We start from the raw sequence: 16,189 nt of genomic DNA on the forward strand, positions 1-16,189 counted from the left end.
CGAACCGGCCGAATGCGGCGCGCCGGGGTGCGCGTAGGGTGGCTGCGTGAGCGAGCGTCCCCAGGTGCTGCTGAGCTGCGCGATGTCGGTCGACGGGTACATCGACGACGCGAGTCCCGAACGGCTGCGGCTGTCGAGCCCGGCCGACTTCGACCGGGTGGACGGGGTCCGCGCGGCCTGCGACGCCATCCTGGTCGGCGCCGGCACGGTCCGCCGCGACGACCCCAAGCTGCTGATCCGCTCGGAGACGCGGCGCAAGCGGCGGGTGGAGCGCGGCCTGCCGGCCGACCTGACCAAGGTGACGGTGACGGCCGGCGGCGACCTCGACCCGGACGCGCGGTTCTTCACCACCGGCGAGTCGCCCAAGCTGGTGTACGCGCCGCCGTCCGCCGTGCCCGCGCTGGCCGAGCGGCTGGGCGACCGCGCCGAGGTGGTCGGCGCGGGCGACCCGGTGGACTTCGCGGTGATGCTGGCCGACCTGGCCTCCCGTGGCGTGCGGCGGCTGATGGTGGAGGGCGGCGGCGAGATCCACACCCGCTTCCTCACCGCCGGGCTGGCCGACGAGCTGCAGCTGGTGGTGGCGCCGTTCTTCATCGGCGACCCGTCCGCGCCGCGGTTCGCGGGGCCGGGGGTGTTCCCGCAGTCGCCGGGGCGCCCGATGCGGCTGGCCGAGGCCACCCGGATCGGCGACCTGGTCCTCCTGCGCTACCTCCTCAACGGCAACGGCCGTGGATGACCTGCGGTGGCTGCGGCTGGCGTGCGATCTGGCGCGCCGCTGCCCGCCGTCGGCGACCGCGTTCTCGGTGGGCGCGGTGGTCGTGGACGCGAGCGGGTCGGAGCTCGCCCGCGGCTTCTCGCGCGAGGACGATCCGCGCGACCACGCCGAGGAGTCCGCGCTCGGCAAGGTCGCGCGGCGGCACGGCGGCGCGGCGCCCGCCGACCTGACGGCGCTGCCCGGGACGGGCCTGGCGGGCGCGACGATCTACACCTCGCTGGAGCCGTGCGGCGAGCGCTCCTCGCACCCGACGCCGTGCGCGGATCTGATCGTCGCGGCGGGCCTGCGCCGGGTGGTGTTCGCCTGGCGGGAGCCGCCGCTGTTCGTGCCGGGCGCGGGCGCCGGGGTGGACCGGCTCCGGGCGCACGGCGTGGAGGTCGTGGAGCTGCCCGAACTGGCCGGCCGGGCCCGCGTGCCCAACGCGCACCTGCTCGGCTGAACGCGTTCGCCCCGGCCTCCCGTCAGCGGTAGTCGGGCTCGGCGTGGGGCGCGCCCTTGAGCTCGTGGAACCCGCCGACGGCGGAGACCAGCACCGTGCCGTCCCAGAGCCGCCCGGCCTCCTCGCCGCGCGGGATGCGGGAGACGACCGGGCCGAAGAAGGCGGTGCGCGCGCCGTCCCCGGCGGTCGCCTCGATGATCGGGGTGCCGACGTGGTCGCCGACCTTGGCGATGCCCTCGGCGTGCGAGGCGCGGACGGCGGCGTCCCAGGCGTCGGTCTCGGCGGCCTGGGCCAGGTCGCCGGGGAGCCCGGCCTCGGCGAGGGCGTCCGGGACGATCCGCGGGTCCCAGGTTCCGGCCTCGTGGACGCGGGTGCCGAGCGCGGTGTAGTAGCGGCCGAGGGCCTCCTGGCCGTGGCGCTCGGCGACGGCGGCGCAGATCCGCACGGGCAGCCACAGGTAGCCCTCGGGGTCGCCCTCCGGGTCGTCGTCGCGGTGCTCGTTGAGCACCGACAGGCTCAGGACGTGCCAGCCGATCTCGAACCCGCGCACCCGGGCCGCCTCGAGCAGCCAGCGCGAGGTGATCCAGGTGTACGGGCAGGAGGGGTCGAACCAGATGTCGGCGCGCTTCGTCGCCGGGGGTTCTGTCCGTCGCATCGGCCCAGGATGGCACCACCCGGGCGGAACGGGCATGAGACGCAAGTCTCGTTCTCCCTTGCCAATCCCCGGGGGAGGCGTGCGATGCTGTGACCGAGCAGGACCAAGCAAGCACTCGGTCAAAGACTTTCCCGCGCGGAGGTGCGGCAGCATGCGCGAGCACGATCGGCTGTTCATCGGCGGCCAGTGGACCGCCCCGGCCGGAACCGGCACGATCAACGTCCTCTCGCCGCACACCGAGGAGGTCGTCGGGCGGGTCCCCGACGGCCTCCCCGCCGACATCGACGCCGCCGTCGCCGCCGCCCGGCACGCCTTCGACCACGGCCCCTGGCCGCGCATGGCCCCCGCCGAGCGCGCCGAGATCCTGGGCCGCCTGTCGGCCATCTACGCCGAGCGCCAGCAGGCGATGGCCGACCTGGTCACCGAGGAGATGGGCTCGCCCATCCTGTTCTCCATCTTCGGGCAGGCCGCGCTCCCCCAGATGGTGCTGCAGTACTACGTCGACCTGGCCGCCTCCTTCACCTGGGAGGAGGAGCGTCCGGGGATGCTGGGCCCGGTGACGGTCACCCGCGAGCCGGTCGGGGTGGTCGCGGCGATCTACCCGTGGAACGTCCCCCAGTTCACCCTCATGATGAAGCTGGCCCCGGCGCTGATCGCGGGGTGCACGGTGGTGGCCAAGCCGTCCCCCGAGGCGCCGCTGGACGCCTACCTGCTGGCCGAGTGGATCGAGGAGGCCGGGCTGCCCGAGGGCGTGGTCAACTTCGTCCCGGCGGGCCGCGAGACCGGCGCCTACCTGGTCGAGCACCCCGGGGTCGACAAGGTCGCCTTCACCGGCTCCACCGAGGCGGGCCGCCAGATCGGCGCCGCCTGCGGCCGCCGCCTGCGCCCCGCCACCCTCGAACTGGGCGGCAAGTCGGCGGCGATCATCCTGGAGGACGCCGACCTGCCCTCCACCATCGAGGGCTTCAAGATGGCCTCGCTGATGAACAACGGGGAGGCGTGCGCCGCCCAGACCCGCATCCTGGCGCCGCGGTCCCGCTACGACGAGGTCGCCGACGCGCTGGCCGCCATGGTGTCGGGCCTGAACGTCGGCGACCCCGCCGACTACGGCACCGAGATCGGCCCGCTGGCCGCGCGCCGCCAGCAGGAGCGCGTCGAGGGCTACATCCGCGTCGGGCAGGACGAGGGCGCCAAGCTCATCACCGGCGGCCTGGACCGTCCCCACGACCGCGGCTGGTACGTCGCCCCCACCCTGTTCGGCGACGTCGCCAACGACATGCGCATCGCCCGTGAGGAGATCTTCGGGCCCGTGCTGGCGCTGCTGCCCTACGACGACGAGGAGGACGCGGTCCGCATCGCCAACGACAGCGACTACGGGCTGGGCGGCTCGGTGTGGACGGCCGACGTCGACCACGGCGTGGAGGTCGCGCGGCGCATCCGCACCGGGAGCTGCGGCGTCAACCTGTACGTCCTGGACCCGAACACCCCGTTCGGCGGCTACAAGGACAGCGGCCTCGGACGCGAGCTCGGCCCCGAGGGCCTCTCCCCCTACCTGGAGCACAAGGCCATCCCGCGTCCGGCGTGACCCCGGCGCCCGGGGTCAGCCGAGGAAGGTGACCGCCCAGCCGTGGCGTTCCCGGCAGGCGCGCACGACCTCGGGCCCGGTCGGCCCGGTGACGAGCAGCCTCACCTCGCGGGCGGCCGCCAGCGGCGCGGTCTCGAACGCGAGGGCCCGCAGCTTGGCGGGCCCGGCGACCGCGAGCGTCGCGCCGTGCGCCTCGACGGCGGCGAGCAGCGCGGCGGCGCCGGTGTCGTGCACGCCCGCGAACGTCGCGCCCTGGGCCAGGCACAGGTCCATCAGGCCGAGCCAGGTCGGGGGCGTGCAGTCGTCCGCGCAGCAGGCGACCACGTCCTCGGGGACGATCCCGGCCGCGCCGCCCAGCCGGTACAGGTCGGCGAGCCGGTCGGCGTGGGTGAGGTCCTCGGGCGGTTCGCTGAGCCGCAGCCCGACGTCGTGCAGCGGGTCGATCATCGCGGCGGGGGGAGCGGCGCCGCCGTGGTCGTCGACGAGCCGGGCGAACGGCGTGGCGCCCGGCAGGTCGCCGAACGCGAACACCTGCCGCACGTAGGCGCGCTCGGTCGCGGCCAGCGCCAGCACCGCCTCCTCCCCGGAGCCGGTCATCAGGAACCGGGCGCCGCACTCGTTCATCAGCCGGGCCAGCTCGGCGGCGGAGGCGTGCGCGGGCAGCGGGGCGGGCACGGCGCCCACCGCGGTCACGGCGTGCACGGCCAGCGCGGTGTCGCAGGGGTCGGCGAGGTGGATCGCGCCGACGTCGCCGGGGCGGACGCCGTACCGGGCCAGTCCCGCGGCGGCGGCGGGCACGACCTCCGCGAACCGCGGGTAGCCGACCGACCGGCCCGAGCCGATGAGCGCGGGCCGGTCGCGCCGGGCGGCGGCGTGCCTGAGGGCGGCCTCCATGACGGTCCCGGTGACCGTGATCTCGGAAACGGCCGGCAGGCCGGTGTCCCGGTCGAACATGGCCCGACCGTACGACGCCGCGCCCCGCCCCACATCCGAAGATGTGTGTAGTCGGGTGTGTACGTCACCCATTCCTCACCGGGCCGGGTCCGCAGTCGAGCCGGTCGACCGCCCACGCGGCGACCTGGGCGCGCGAGCCGAACCCGAGTTTGGCCAGGATGTTGGTGACGTGCCGTGCCACGGTCGCGGGGCTGATGACCAGTTCCGCGGCGATGGCGCGGTTGCTGAGCCCGCGCGCGACCAGCTGCGCGATCTCCCGTTCCCGCGCGGTGAGGACGCTGGGCGGGGTGACGGGCGGGGTGACCGGAGCGGCGGGCGCGGCGGGCGCGGCCGCCGCCGTCCCGGCGGGGTCCGGCTCGCGCAGCGCCCGCCCGGCCGCCTCGTCGAGCGTGGCCGCCCGGCCCTCCGCCCACAGCTGCGCGACCAGCGGCTCGCCCAGCTCGCGGCGGAGCGGCTCCAGTTCCCGCTCGAACCGCGCGCCCGCGTCCGGTGCCCGCCCGGCCGCCTCCCGCAGCGCCGCCGCCGCGCCGCCCAGGAACACCGCCCCGGCCGGGTCGCCCTCCCGGGCCGCCAGTTCGGCGAAGGCGTCCAGCGCGCGGGAGATGTCCAGGCGGATGCCGGTGGAGCGGCTCAGCCGCAGGCTCTCGGTGAGCGCGGCGCGGGCCGCGCCAGGGTCGTCCTGGTCGAGCGCGACCCGGCCCAGCCCGGCCAGCGCCCGCGCGAGCTCCGGGCGCGCCCCGATCTCCCGCAGGATCGGCAGTGCCTCGCCGTAGTGCGCGCGGGCGGCGGGCCGGTCGCCGCGCGCCTCGTCCAGCCGGCCCAGCCCGATCAGCGCGTGCGCGGCGCCCCACAGCTGCCCGATGCCGCGCATGGTCTCCAGCCCCGACTCCAGCGGCTCGCGCGCCTCGCGCAGCCGCCCCTCCCGGATGCGCAGGTAGCCGCGCGCGATCGACCCGTACGCCCGGTTCCACTCCTGCCCCGGCTGCGCGGCCAGCGCGTCGGCCTCCGCCAGCCGGGCCGCGGCCTCCGCGAGCCGTCCCGCGCGGGTGTCGGCCTCGGCGAGGGTGACCAGCGCGGTCGCGGTCATGAAGTCGTCCCCGGCCTCCCGGCACGGTTCCAGCGCCGCCTCCGCGAACGCCCGCGCCTGCGCGAAGTCGCGGCCCCCGACGGCCAGCTGCGCGCGCCCGGCCAGCGCCGGACCGCGCACGGGCGCGGGCAGGCCGTCGCCGCGCTCCAGGAACCGGTCCGTCCACTCAGCCCACTCGGCGGCCTGGCCCCGCACGATCCAGTACGTCCGCAGCGCGGTGCAGATCCGCAGGCCCTCCTCGATGTCGCCGTTCTCCAGCGACCAGGACAGCGCGCCGCGCAGGTTGCCCAGCTCGGCGTCATAGCGGCGGAACAGCTCGACCCGGGCGGCCCACGGCGCGGCCTGCTCGGCGATGCCGATCTCGCCGTGGCGTTCGGCGGCCTCCAGCAGCGCGTCGCGGTGCCGGGTCCGCACCGCCGCGGCCTCGCCCGCCGCGTCCAGCCGCTCGGCCGCGTACCGGCGGACGCTGTCCAGCATCCGGAAGCGGACCTCGCCGGCGACCTCGGCGCCCACCGTCACCAGCGACTTGTCGACCAGCGCGGCCAGCAGGTCCAGCACCTCGTCGGCGCCGAGGACCTCGTCGGCGCACACCGCCTCGGCCTGCTCCAGCGTCCAGCCGGAGAAGGCCGCCAGCCGGCGCAGCAGGACCCGCTCCTCCTCGCCGAGCAGCTCGTGGCTCCAGTCGATCGCGGCGCGCAGCGTGCGCTGCCGCGGCGGCGCGGTGCGGTCGCCGGCGTTCAGCAGCCGGAACCGGTCGGCCAGCCGGTGCGCGATCTGCTCGGCCGACAGCACCCGCACCCGGGCCGCCGCCAGCTCCAGCGCCAGCGGCACCCCGTCCAGCGCCCGGCCGATCTCCTCGACCGCGCCGCCGCCCGCGGTGAAGTCGGGACGGGCCGCGCGGGCCCGCTCCTCGAACAGCCGGGCGGCCTCGGCGGGCTCCAGCGGCGGCACCCGCCACACCGTCTCCCCCGCCATCCGCAGCGGCTCGCGGCTGGTGGCCAGCACCCGCAGCCGCGGGCAGCGGGCCAGCAGCGCGCCGGTCAGCCGGGCGGAGTCGGCGACCAGATGCTCGCAGTTGTCCAGGACGAGCAGCACCTGCCGGCCGCGCAGCGCGTCGGCCAGCGTCTCCGGCAGCGGCCGCCCGTCCTCCTCGGCCACGCCCAGCACGGACGCGACCCTCCTGGCGACCGGGTCCGGCGGGCCGTGCGCGGGCAGGTCGCCCAGCTCGGCGAGCCACACGCCGTCCGCGTACGCGCCGCGCAGGGCGTGCCCGAGGCGCACGGCCAGCCGGGTCTTGCCGATGCCGCCGGTTCCGCACAGCGTGACGGCGCGGACGGTCTCCAGGAGCGCGCGCAGGTCGGCGAGGTCGCGCTCGCGTCCGATGAAGGGGTCGGGTTCGACGGGCAGATTGGTTCCGGCGGCGTCGCCGCCGGTCGTGCTCTTGAGCGGTGTCATGCGTCCACAACTGTTCAACTGTTCAGATGGGCGGCCCGTGACTTCCCCGTGTGGTGTCCCGAGTGTGGCACCGCCGCACCTGCTGCGTCCCTGGTTTGACAGGTATTGACGAAGCGTCCAGTGGCGCCGATTCCACGTTGGGGGCCGTGTGGCCGTACCGTAGTGCGCCGTGTCCCCCACCTCAGAGAACGCGGCCGGCGGAGCCGGCGCCGCCAGCCTCGACGACGTGCTGGTGGGCGAGGCCGTGCTCGGGGTCTACCGGCAGATGTTCGCCGCGCTGGCCCGCGACAGCGGCGCCGTGGTGGACGATCCGGAGCTGGTGGACGTCGCCGAGACGCTCCTGGCCGCCTTCGCCGACGCGGGCGAGGAGGGGCTGAGCCGCGAGCAGATGCGGTACGTGTGCCGCCGCTACTCCACCGAGGTCTTCGAGAACCGGCTGCGCGTCCTCAAGGGGCTCGGCGCGATCCGCGAGGTGTTCCCCAAGCCCAACCAGCTGCGCTACCGGGCGTCGTTCACCAGCGTCGTCGGGCTGATGTTCGTGCGGCGGATGATGCTGGACGGCGGGCAGAGCGAGATGCACCGGCTGCTGGCGCTGGAGCAGCTGAATGTGGCCGACCCGCGGATGACGGCGAAGCAGGCGCGGGCGGGGGCCGAGGGGCTGGCGCGGGCGTTCCGGCTGTGGAGCGTGGAGCTGGTCACGCTGACCAACGGCACGATCGAGGAGCTGCGGGAGCAGGCGCCCAAGCTGTGGGGCACCGAGGAGATCCTGCGGCGGGCCGAGCGGCTGCACGGGGCGATCCTGCGGCGCTGGCCTGAGCTTGACCGGGCCTGCACCGACCTGCGCGCGGCCATCTACTCCTACGGCGACGCCTCGCGGCGCGCGGCGTCGCGGCTGTCGGACTCGGCGGGCACCACCCGCAACCTGACGCTGCTGCCGCCGGAGACGTGGCGGACGTTCGCGCGGACAGCCTCGCGCGAGGAGCTGGCGGGGATCCTGGACGGGTTCGTGTTCGACGCGGCGGCGCCGTGGCACGAGCCGTCGGCGGTGGTGACGGCGGTCGAGGACGGCCCGCGCACCACGCCGCCGCGTCCGGCGCCGCCGCGCGCGTCGCTGCCGGACCGGGGCCTGTCGGACGACACCGGCGGCGACGCCGCGGCCGTGGAGCGGCTGCGCGGCGTGGCCGAGCAGGTGCTGCGGGGCCGTGACCGCGTGGCCGTGGAGGAGGTCCTCGCCCAGGACTGGGTGGCGGCGCGGCGGCTGCTGTCGGATCTGTCGTCGGTCAACCTGCATCCCGAGCTGCCCTACCGGCTGGTGTGGTCGGACGGCCTGCACGCCCGTCCCGACGGCGTCCCGAGCTGGGTCACGCCGGGGGTCTTCGAGAGGACGGGCCCGTGACCGGGGAGTTCGCCGCCGGGGTGGATCCGGAGGTGCTGGCGCGGGCGCGGGCCCGCGTCATGGGGCCGGCGCCGGTCGCGGTGTCGGAGCCGATGCCGGCCGGGATGGCGGGGGCGTCGGACGGCGAGCGCGTGTGGCCGCTGCCGTCGTGGCCCGACGGGGCGACTCCGGCGCTGCTGGAGGAGTACGAGGTCGCGCCCGTGCCGCTGGACCGCACCGGGCAGGCGCGGCGGGTGCTGGCGGCGGCGCTGCGCTGCTGCTGGACGCGGCTGGACGACGCGCCGTGGCCGGGTGAGGCGGCGGCGGTCGCGGCCGTGCTGGAGGTGTACGCGGGGATGTCGCGCGGCGATCCGGAGCTGGCGCGCCGCTGGGCCACCGGTGAGCTGCGCCGGCTGGCCGACACCGGCTGGCTGCTGCTGGACGAGGCGGGCGGGACCGTCCGGCCGGGGCCGCGCGTGGCGCTGTGGCGGGAGGAGTCGCTGGCCTCGCTCCGCGATCTGCTGCGCCGCCTCCCGCAGCCGCCCCCGGAAGAACCGGAAGGCAGCGGATGAGCGGGGAGATGTTCGAGCCGCTGCTGCGCTCGTACGACGAGCGGCGTCGGGCGGAGCTGGTGGCGGCGTACATGGCGGTGGAGCACGCGGCCGAGCCGGTTCCGGAGGTGCGGTTCGCGGCGCTGCGCGAGCCCGCGCTGCGCCGCACGCTGGAGGAGATGCTGCGGCTGGGCGGGCGGACGCTGGTGCGGTCGAGCCGGTCCGGGGGCCGCGGCGGTCCGTCCGCCCGCGGTGACGGGACGGGGTGGGTCTCCGGCTACCGGGACGACGTGGCGGCGGTGCTGGGCGCCGATCCGGACTGCGTCCTGCCGGTCGAGGACCGGGCGGCGCTGGTGCTGGTGCTGATCCACAGTGTGGCGATCCCGCGGGCGGCGGGGCTACTGGCCGACGACGCGTGGACCTCGACGTACCCGGCTCCGCTGGAGGAGCTGCGGCGGCGGTCGCAGCTGCCGGTCGGGGAGTTGGAGGCGTCGCTGCGGCGGCTGCGGACCGCGGGGCTGGTGGCGCAGGTCAAGGGGGCCGGGGAGGAGGCGGGCGGGTTCGTGCCGGGGGCGCAGTTCCACCGGCTGACGCCCGTCGCGCGCCGCCGCCTCCAGGAGGAGCTGATCCTGGCCGCGGGGCCGGACTCGCCGCTGGCCGCGGCGATCCGCGCCCGCCGCCGGGGCCGGGAGTTCGACGACGTTCGGGGGAGCTCATGACGGCCGTGCTGGAACCGGAACCGCTGCTGCCGGGGGTCGCGGCGGCGCGACCGGCCGGGGACGACATCGTCGGCGACCGCACGCTGGTGGCGGTGCAGGCGGTGAACATCTCGCGGCTGTCGACGCATCCGGTGCCGACCGTGCCCGGGACGCTGATCGTGGTGGCCGGGCAGGGGCCCAAGGACTCCAACGGGGCGGGCAAGTCGTCGTTCATCGCGGCGATCACGGCGCTGCTGGGCGACGAGCAGTGGCGGTTCGCGTCGGGCGCGCGGGCGGTGGCGGAGCTGCTGTTCAACGCGGAGCTGGCGGCGCAGGGCGACAGCCAGTGGGCCAGCGCCGACCACGGGTACATCGTCGGCGTCTTCGACCACGCCGACGCCGAGCCCGTCCGCGCCGAGCCCGCCGACCCCGAGGAGGCCGACCCCTATGACGGCCCGCTGACGGTGTGGCTGCGGGTGAACGTGGACGCGCCGCACCTGGAGATCCGCTGGCAGCCGGGCGTGCATCTGGCGGCGGCGCCGTCGGAGGCCGAGCGGGTGGCGCTGGCCGACCGGCTGTGGGCGGGGCTGCCGCGCAGCGCGGGCCGCCGCGACCTGGTCGCCAAGGACCTGAACCGGGTCCTGTACGGCGGGAAGGTGCGGTGCGTGTCGTTCCTGTCGACCTCGGTGCGCTCCAAGGTCGCCACCAACCTGCTGTCGCAGCCGCTGAACGAGATCACCCCGGAGCGGATCTTCAGCGCGATCGCGGCGCTGACCGGGCTGGACCGGGAGCTGGAGGCCGAGCGGACCTCGCGGGCCGAGGAGCACCGGGAGCGGGCGCGGGCGGCGGAGGCGGCCGAGCGGCTGGCCGGGTGGGAGGGCGAGGCGGCGGCGCTGCTGAAGACCTTCGACCGGCGGGACCGGGCCCGGGACGCGGTGGCGGGGGCGCAGCGGTTCTGGCGGACGCGGCAGGCGCGGCTGCTGGTGGACGCCGCGGCGGCCGACGCCGCGCACGCGTCCGGGCAGGAGCGGCTGCGGCAGGAGAACGAGGAGGCCGTCGCGGCGATCCGCGCGGCCGAGAAGGAGATCGAGCAGCTCACCGGCGGGGCGCTGGAGGAGCGGCTGGCCGAGGCGGGCGCGGCGCTGGCCGACCTGAAGGGGCAGGCCGACACGCTGGGCGCGGACAAGGCGGTGGCCCGCAACCGGCTGGAGGAGCTGCGCCACCAGGTGTCGGCGCTGGAGGAGCGGCTCCGGGAGGCCGACGGCCGGGACGTGGACGCGGCGTCCCGCGAGCTGGCCGAGGCGGAGGCGCGACGCGACGAGGCGCAGCAGCGGTTCGGGATGGCCAAGGGCGCCGTGGCGCGGGCGGAGCGGGCGGTGGCCGCTGCCGAGGCGGGCGAGAGCAGCGCCCCGGCGCAGATCCGGGCGCTGGCCGGTGCGGGGATCGCGGCGGTCGGGCTGCTGGACTCGGTGGAGCTGGCGCCGGAGGTCCGGGACCGCTGGGAGGCGGCGCTGTGGCCGTACCGGGAGGCCGTGGTGGTCGGCCCCGGTGATCTGGACGGCGCGGCGGAGGCGCTGGCCGGGCTGCCCGGTTCGATGATCGTTCCGGCGGACGCGGAAACGGCCGGTGAGGCGGGCGGCCACCCCGAGGGGGTGCGCTGCGTCCGGCCGCTGACCGGGTTCTTCACCGCGCTCGACGGCGGGGACGGCACGGGCGTGGTGATCGTGGGCGGTTTCCCCGAGCCGGTGACCGGCCGGGAGGCGCGGATGCGGGCGGCCCGCGCGGCGCTGGAGGAGGCCGGGGAGGCCCTCGGCGAGGCGCGGCGCGGGGCCGAGGACGCCGCCGCCGACGTGGCGGTGGCCGGGCGGCGGCTGACGGCGGCGCGCGCGGCCTCCGAGCTGCAGGCGGTGCGGGAGCGGATGGTGGAGCTGCGCGAGCGGCTGGAGGAGCTGGCGGGCGGCGAGGCGCGGCTCGGCCCGCGCCTGGGGGCGGCCGAGCAGACGCTGCGCCGGTTGCAGGCCAAGGCCGACACCCGGGCCCTGGAGGTCGACCGGCTGCGCGGGCGGCGGGAGGGGCACGAGCGCGAGCGCGACCGGATCCGCTCCGCGTCCGCCGAGCTGGCCGACCGGCGCGCCGAACTGGGCCTGGCCGAGCTGGAGAAGGACTGGGGCGGGTCGCGGGAGGGCGCCGCCGAGTGGCTGGCGACGCTGGACGCCGACGAGGGCACCTGGACGCCCGCCGAGTGGTGGCACAGCGCGGAGAAGCACCTGTCGGAGGCGCTGCGGCACGTGTTCCCGGAGGGTCCGTCCGACGAGGACATGCCGGAGGAGATCCGGTTCCTGCTGCGCGAGCGCACCGACGGGGAGGGCCGCCGCACCGAGCGCGAGCAGTCCACCTTCCCCCGCCTGGTGAAGGCGCTGGAGGGCTACCTGCGGCAGCAGGAGGACTACGAGCGCCACCAGCGGCGGCAGATCGAGGTGCAGCTGGCGGGCCGCCGCACCGACCTGGAGAAGGCGCAGAAGGGCGCCGAGGAGGCGGCGGGCGCGGCCGAGGCGCACCGCACCGCGCTGACCGCCGCGATCTGGGCGCGGCTGCAGCGGGTGTCGGAGGAGTTCGAGAAGCTGGACGTGTCCTACGGCGGCTACGGCGCGACGCTGGAGTTCCCGACGCCCGAGCCGCCCGGCGACCCCGAGCAGGAGTGGCGGTGGCGGGTCACGCCGAAGTGGCGCCGCTCGGACGGGCAGCGGTACGTGCCGTACAACCGGCGGGCCAACACCGCGCTGATGGACGAGAAGGCGGTCAAGCTGGTGTGCGCGGCGGCGCTGGCCAGCTCCGGCGGCGGTCGCCTCTGCCTGGTCCTGGACGAGCTCGGCCGCAACCTGGGCAAGGAGCACCGCAAGGAGGCCGTGGCGCTGTTCCGCAAGATCGGCGAGACGCACGGGATCACGGTGATCGGCGCGCTGCAGGACGACATGGAGCCGTACGCGATCGACGCGTGCGGCCAGTACGTGAAGCTGCGCCGCTCGTCGGACACGATGCCCTACAACGAGCCGCCGGTGGTGGTCGGGTACGACGAGCACGCGGCCCGGGTGCGGATGCTGGCGGCCCAGGTCACCGCCGCGCGGCCCGCCGAGGACGCGGATATTCCAGATGAATCCTGATCGCTGATCCGGCAGTATGGCGCGGCATGCGCGCCGACGAACTTCTCGCCGAGATCGAACCGCTGGCCTACTCCGCACGCTGCCGCCGCCTGGCGGACCTGCGCCGGATCGCGGGGTCGGCGGAGTTGCGCGACCTGCTGGACGAGCTGGACGGTCGCGGCCACTACGAGCGTTCGCTGGCGCTGTTCGCCGCGACCGCCGTGCGGGACGAGGCGTCCATCGCGCACATCGCCCGGACGATGCGCGACCCGGCCACCGACCTGGCGTTCGACGCGGTGCGCTGGGCAGTACGCCTGGGGGCTCCGCCCGAGCCGTTCGAGGAACTGCTGCGGGACGCCCCCTCGGCGCTGCGCGCGGCCGCGTACGAGGCGGTCCGCCGGTATCGGCGCGCGGATCTGGCCGAGCGGCTCATCGACGGCGTCGCCGAGCTGTGGGGCGCGGCCGAGGCGGCAGCGCTGCTGCCGGCCTGCGGTGAGGAGGCGGTGCGGGAGCGCCTGGACGGCCTCGCGCACGCCGTGCCGAACTGGAAGTCGCTCGGCACCGCCCACCCGGACGTCGTACTCGACTACGCCGAGCGCCAGCTGGAGCGGACGCCCGACAACTTCCGCGGCTACTGGTGGGCCTGGCACGGTCCGGGCGTCGCGGCGGCGGTCCCGCACGACCCGGGCCGCGTGCTCGCGCTGCTGGAGCGCCACTGGGGCGAGGAGCCGCCGCCCTACACGCTGGTGCCGCGGCTGGGCGAGCTACTCAAGGCCGACCCCGAGCGCACGCAGCGGCTGCTGCTGGCCAAGGAGCACCGCAGGCATCTGCCCGGCCTGCTGGTCCCCCGGGCGGTGCGCGAGCGGCTGATCCGCCTCGGCGACCTGGACGAGGCCGCGTTCGCGCGCGCCGTCCGGGAGAACACGCACGCCCTGACGCTGCTGCTGAAGGCGGCCCCGCCGTCCCGCCGCGACGAGCTGTTCACGGCGGCGATGACGGGCGTGGACCTGTCCACCGCCGAGCTCGACCAGGGCCTCATGGAGGTGCTCCCGCACGCGGCCCGCGCCCGCGAGGCCCGCCGGACGCTGGGCCTGACCCGGGTCGCCCAGGACCACCGCAAGGTCTGGTACCTCACCTCCTTCCTCCCCTACGACGAGGCGCTGCCCGTGCTGGGCGGGCTGACCCGCAGGCCGGACGCCGACGAGCGCGCGACCGGCTACCAGCTGCTGATCATGTGCGCCGGGCGCGCCCGCTCCCCCGAGGTGCTGACCCGGCTGCTCGACCAGGACCTCGGGCGGCTCCGCAACGAGCAGGACCCGGTGCGGCTCAGCGCCCTGAGCTCGCTCGCCGCGCTGCCCACCGCGATGCTGCGGGCCGCGCACGTCCCCGCGTTCGCCCGCATGACCGGCGACGCGCTGACCGCCCGCGACTGCTCGTACGGGACCCGCGACCAGCTGACCCGGCTCGCCGTCGCGCTGTGCCGCCAGGGCGCCGCCGACGCCGGCGCCGAGCTGCTGGAGCTGGCGTTCGACATGCTGCGCAGGCTCGCCGGACAGTCCGGCACCCTGCGGCTGGGACGGCTCCGCGACGGCCTGCCCAAGGGCCGGGAGCTGGCCCTCGGCCGCGCCCTGGCCGCGCACCTAGACAGGTCGGGTGCCCGGGACGACCACCGCCTCGTACTCGCCCTCGCGCGGGCGCTGCGCGACCGCGCGGCCGGGGTCCCGGAGATCCAGCAGGGCCTGGAGCGCGCCCTGGACGCCCGCGACGACGGCGTGATCCGGGAGGCGATCGGGCTCTGGCTGGCCGCGCCGCGCGCCCGCGCCGAGCGCGTGGGCCGCGTCGTGGAGAAGGACCCGTCGACCGTCCTCATCCCGGCCGTGTTCAACGCGATCGCCCGCGACCGCACCGACCTCCTGAACGTGGCGCTGTCGGACGAGGCGCCGCCCGGCCGCTTCCGCCACCCCGACGTCCGGTACGTACCGCTGGCGGACCCACCACTGACCCGCCGCTGGACCGGCCGCCAGCAGGAGGAGTACCGGGACCTGCTGCACCGCATCGCCGCCAGTTCCGCCACGCCCACGAGCGAGCGCGGCCGGGCCGTCTCCATCGTCGCCCGGGTACCCGGCGCGACGCCCGACGACCTGCGCCGCTACTACGACCCCCACCTGCGCGCCTACTTCGAAGAGGACGACGCCTACCTGTCCCGGCTGGCGCTCACCTCCTCCGTCTGGCTGGCCGCGCCGGGCGAACTGCTGCCCGACCTGCTGGACCTGGCCTCCTCCGACGACGCGCACGTGGCGATGTACGCCGCGAGCCGGGCCACCCGGTTCGTCGCGCCGTCCGAGCTGACCGCCCTGCTGGCCCCCGTACTCACCGACGGCAAGATCACCGCGCGGAAGGAGGCGCTGCGGATCCTGCTGCGCAACCGGGTGCCGGACGCGATGGGCGTGGTCGCCGCGGCCTGGGACGATCCCGGCCAGCACCGCGACGTGCGGGCGGCGATCGCCTCGGCCGCCCGCGACCGGCTGGACGACCCGCGGGCGCTGCGGATCCTGGAGGAGGCCGCGCGCGGCCCCCGCGACGTGGCCCGGCAGGTCATCGACGCCCGCCCGTACATGGTCGAGGAGAAACACCGCCCGCGGTTCGCCGAGCTGGTCCTGGACGTCGCCCGCTCGGACGACCCGGAGGCGTCGACGTCCGCGCTGCCCTGGCTGCACATGTGGGCGACCTACGCGCCCGGCGTCCCGGCGCTCCTGGCCGGGCACCTGACCGACCTCGACCGGACCGGCACCTGGGACTCCGCGTTCGGCTCCCTCTTCCAGTGCGTCCAGGCCGGACACGGCCTGGAGGAATTGGCCGCAGCCGTGCAGAACCTGGCCGCCGCCCGCGACGCCCGCGACGCCGAGGCCGAACGCGACCTGCCCGCCGCGCAGCGCCTCGCCTCGATCGTCGGGCACGCCCGAACCAGCCACGGCATGAACCGCGCCCAGAACGAACCCGTCGTCCGCGCCCTCGACGGTTGCCTCCCCGAGCCGCTGGCGTCCGAGCTCCTCGCCGCCACGCTCCCCTGGGACGCCCCGGACGCCGAGGCGCGGCTGGACGCCCTCGCCGCCCGGCCCATCGGCGGCGCCTTCGCCGTCGAACGGGTCGCGCGCTCGCTCGCGTTCGGACGCCACGTCCTGGACCTGGACGAGGGCGTCGCCCCCTGGTACCACGGCGCACTGGAGCCGGGCCCCGAGGCGGCCCTGCCGCACGCCGTACGACTGGCCTCCCGCGACGACCTGGCCTCCGGCCTCTTCGCCTGCGCCCTGGCCGACACGCAGGGCCCGCGCGCGGGCTGGCCGGAGGAGTGGAGGGCCGTACTCCGCCGCCTGCGCGTCCACCCGAACCCCGACGTGACCTACGCGGCGCGCACCATTCTGACCGCGGAGGAATGAACCCGCGCTCCCCTCCGAGCGTCACACGCACCGACGAG

General features: G+C 76.4%; 11 protein-coding genes. 8 read left to right on the forward strand and 3 right to left on the reverse strand.

The window, feature by feature from the left end:
* Nucleotides 1-46: 46 nt before the first annotated feature.
* Together ACZ466_RS04555 and ACZ466_RS04560 are read left to right on the forward strand one after the other, a co-directional pair.
* Nucleotides 47-736, forward strand: a complete 690-nt coding sequence (locus ACZ466_RS04555; protein WP_378282089.1) for a RibD family protein — start codon at nucleotides 47-49, stop codon at nucleotides 734-736.
* Complete coding sequence (locus ACZ466_RS04560) at nucleotides 729-1,214, forward strand: cytidine/deoxycytidylate deaminase family protein (protein WP_378282088.1); 486 nt, start codon at nucleotides 729-731, stop codon at nucleotides 1,212-1,214. Before ACZ466_RS04555 ends, ACZ466_RS04560 begins: the two co-directional genes overlap by 8 nt.
* 22 nt (nucleotides 1,215-1,236) lie before the next feature.
* Here ACZ466_RS04560 and ACZ466_RS04565 read toward each other — a convergent pair whose 3' ends face one another.
* Entirely contained in the window at nucleotides 1,237-1,869 is a 633-nt protein-coding gene (locus ACZ466_RS04565) for a mycothiol-dependent nitroreductase Rv2466c family protein (protein ID WP_378282087.1), read from the reverse strand.
* A 151-nt stretch (nucleotides 1,870-2,020) separates the two neighbouring features.
* Between ACZ466_RS04565 and ACZ466_RS04570 the strand changes: the two genes are divergently transcribed.
* A complete protein-coding gene (locus tag ACZ466_RS04570; protein WP_378282086.1) occupies nucleotides 2,021-3,454 on the forward strand; it encodes an aldehyde dehydrogenase in 1,434 nt (477 codons plus the stop codon).
* 15 nt (nucleotides 3,455-3,469) lie between these two features.
* Here the strand turns inward: ACZ466_RS04570 and ACZ466_RS04575 are convergent, their stop codons facing one another.
* The gene (locus ACZ466_RS04575) at nucleotides 3,470-4,408 is read right to left on the reverse strand and encodes an AMP-binding protein (RefSeq protein ID WP_378282085.1); all 939 of its coding nucleotides are present in this window, start codon (nucleotides 4,406-4,408) and stop codon (nucleotides 3,470-3,472) included.
* A gap of 64 nt (nucleotides 4,409-4,472) precedes the next feature.
* Nucleotides 4,473-6,950 (reverse strand): ATP-binding protein, encoded by a 2,478-nt coding sequence (locus tag ACZ466_RS04580; RefSeq protein WP_378282084.1) that lies wholly within the window; start codon nucleotides 6,948-6,950, stop codon nucleotides 4,473-4,475.
* A 169-nt stretch (nucleotides 6,951-7,119) separates the two neighbouring features.
* On the opposite strand from ACZ466_RS04580, the gene ACZ466_RS04585 reads away from it, so the two are divergent.
* From ACZ466_RS04585 to ACZ466_RS04605, 5 genes are read left to right on the forward strand one after another with little or no spacing between them, the layout of a single operon-like run.
* Nucleotides 7,120-8,346: a hypothetical protein gene (locus ACZ466_RS04585; RefSeq protein ID WP_378282083.1), complete on the forward strand. Its 1,227-nt coding sequence runs from the start codon at nucleotides 7,120-7,122 to the stop codon at nucleotides 8,344-8,346.
* Entirely contained in the window at nucleotides 8,343-8,897 is a 555-nt protein-coding gene (locus tag ACZ466_RS04590) for a hypothetical protein (RefSeq protein WP_378282082.1), read from the forward strand. Before ACZ466_RS04585 ends, ACZ466_RS04590 begins: the two co-directional genes overlap by 4 nt.
* Nucleotides 8,894-9,595, forward strand: coding sequence for a hypothetical protein (locus ACZ466_RS04595; protein ID WP_378282081.1), 702 nt, complete (start codon nucleotides 8,894-8,896; stop codon nucleotides 9,593-9,595). Before ACZ466_RS04590 ends, ACZ466_RS04595 begins: the two co-directional genes overlap by 4 nt.
* Nucleotides 9,592-12,735 (forward strand): coiled-coil domain-containing protein, encoded by a 3,144-nt coding sequence (locus tag ACZ466_RS04600; RefSeq protein ID WP_378282080.1) that lies wholly within the window; start codon nucleotides 9,592-9,594, stop codon nucleotides 12,733-12,735. The genes ACZ466_RS04595 and ACZ466_RS04600 overlap by 4 nt, the downstream gene beginning before the upstream one ends.
* 26 nt (nucleotides 12,736-12,761) lie before the next feature.
* On the forward strand, nucleotides 12,762-16,151 hold the full coding sequence (locus ACZ466_RS04605) for a hypothetical protein (RefSeq protein WP_378282079.1): 3,390 nt from the start codon (nucleotides 12,762-12,764) through the stop codon (nucleotides 16,149-16,151).
* Nucleotides 16,152-16,189: the final 38 nt, after the last annotated feature.

The sequence above is a fragment of the Actinomadura rugatobispora genome (assembly GCF_055379765.1).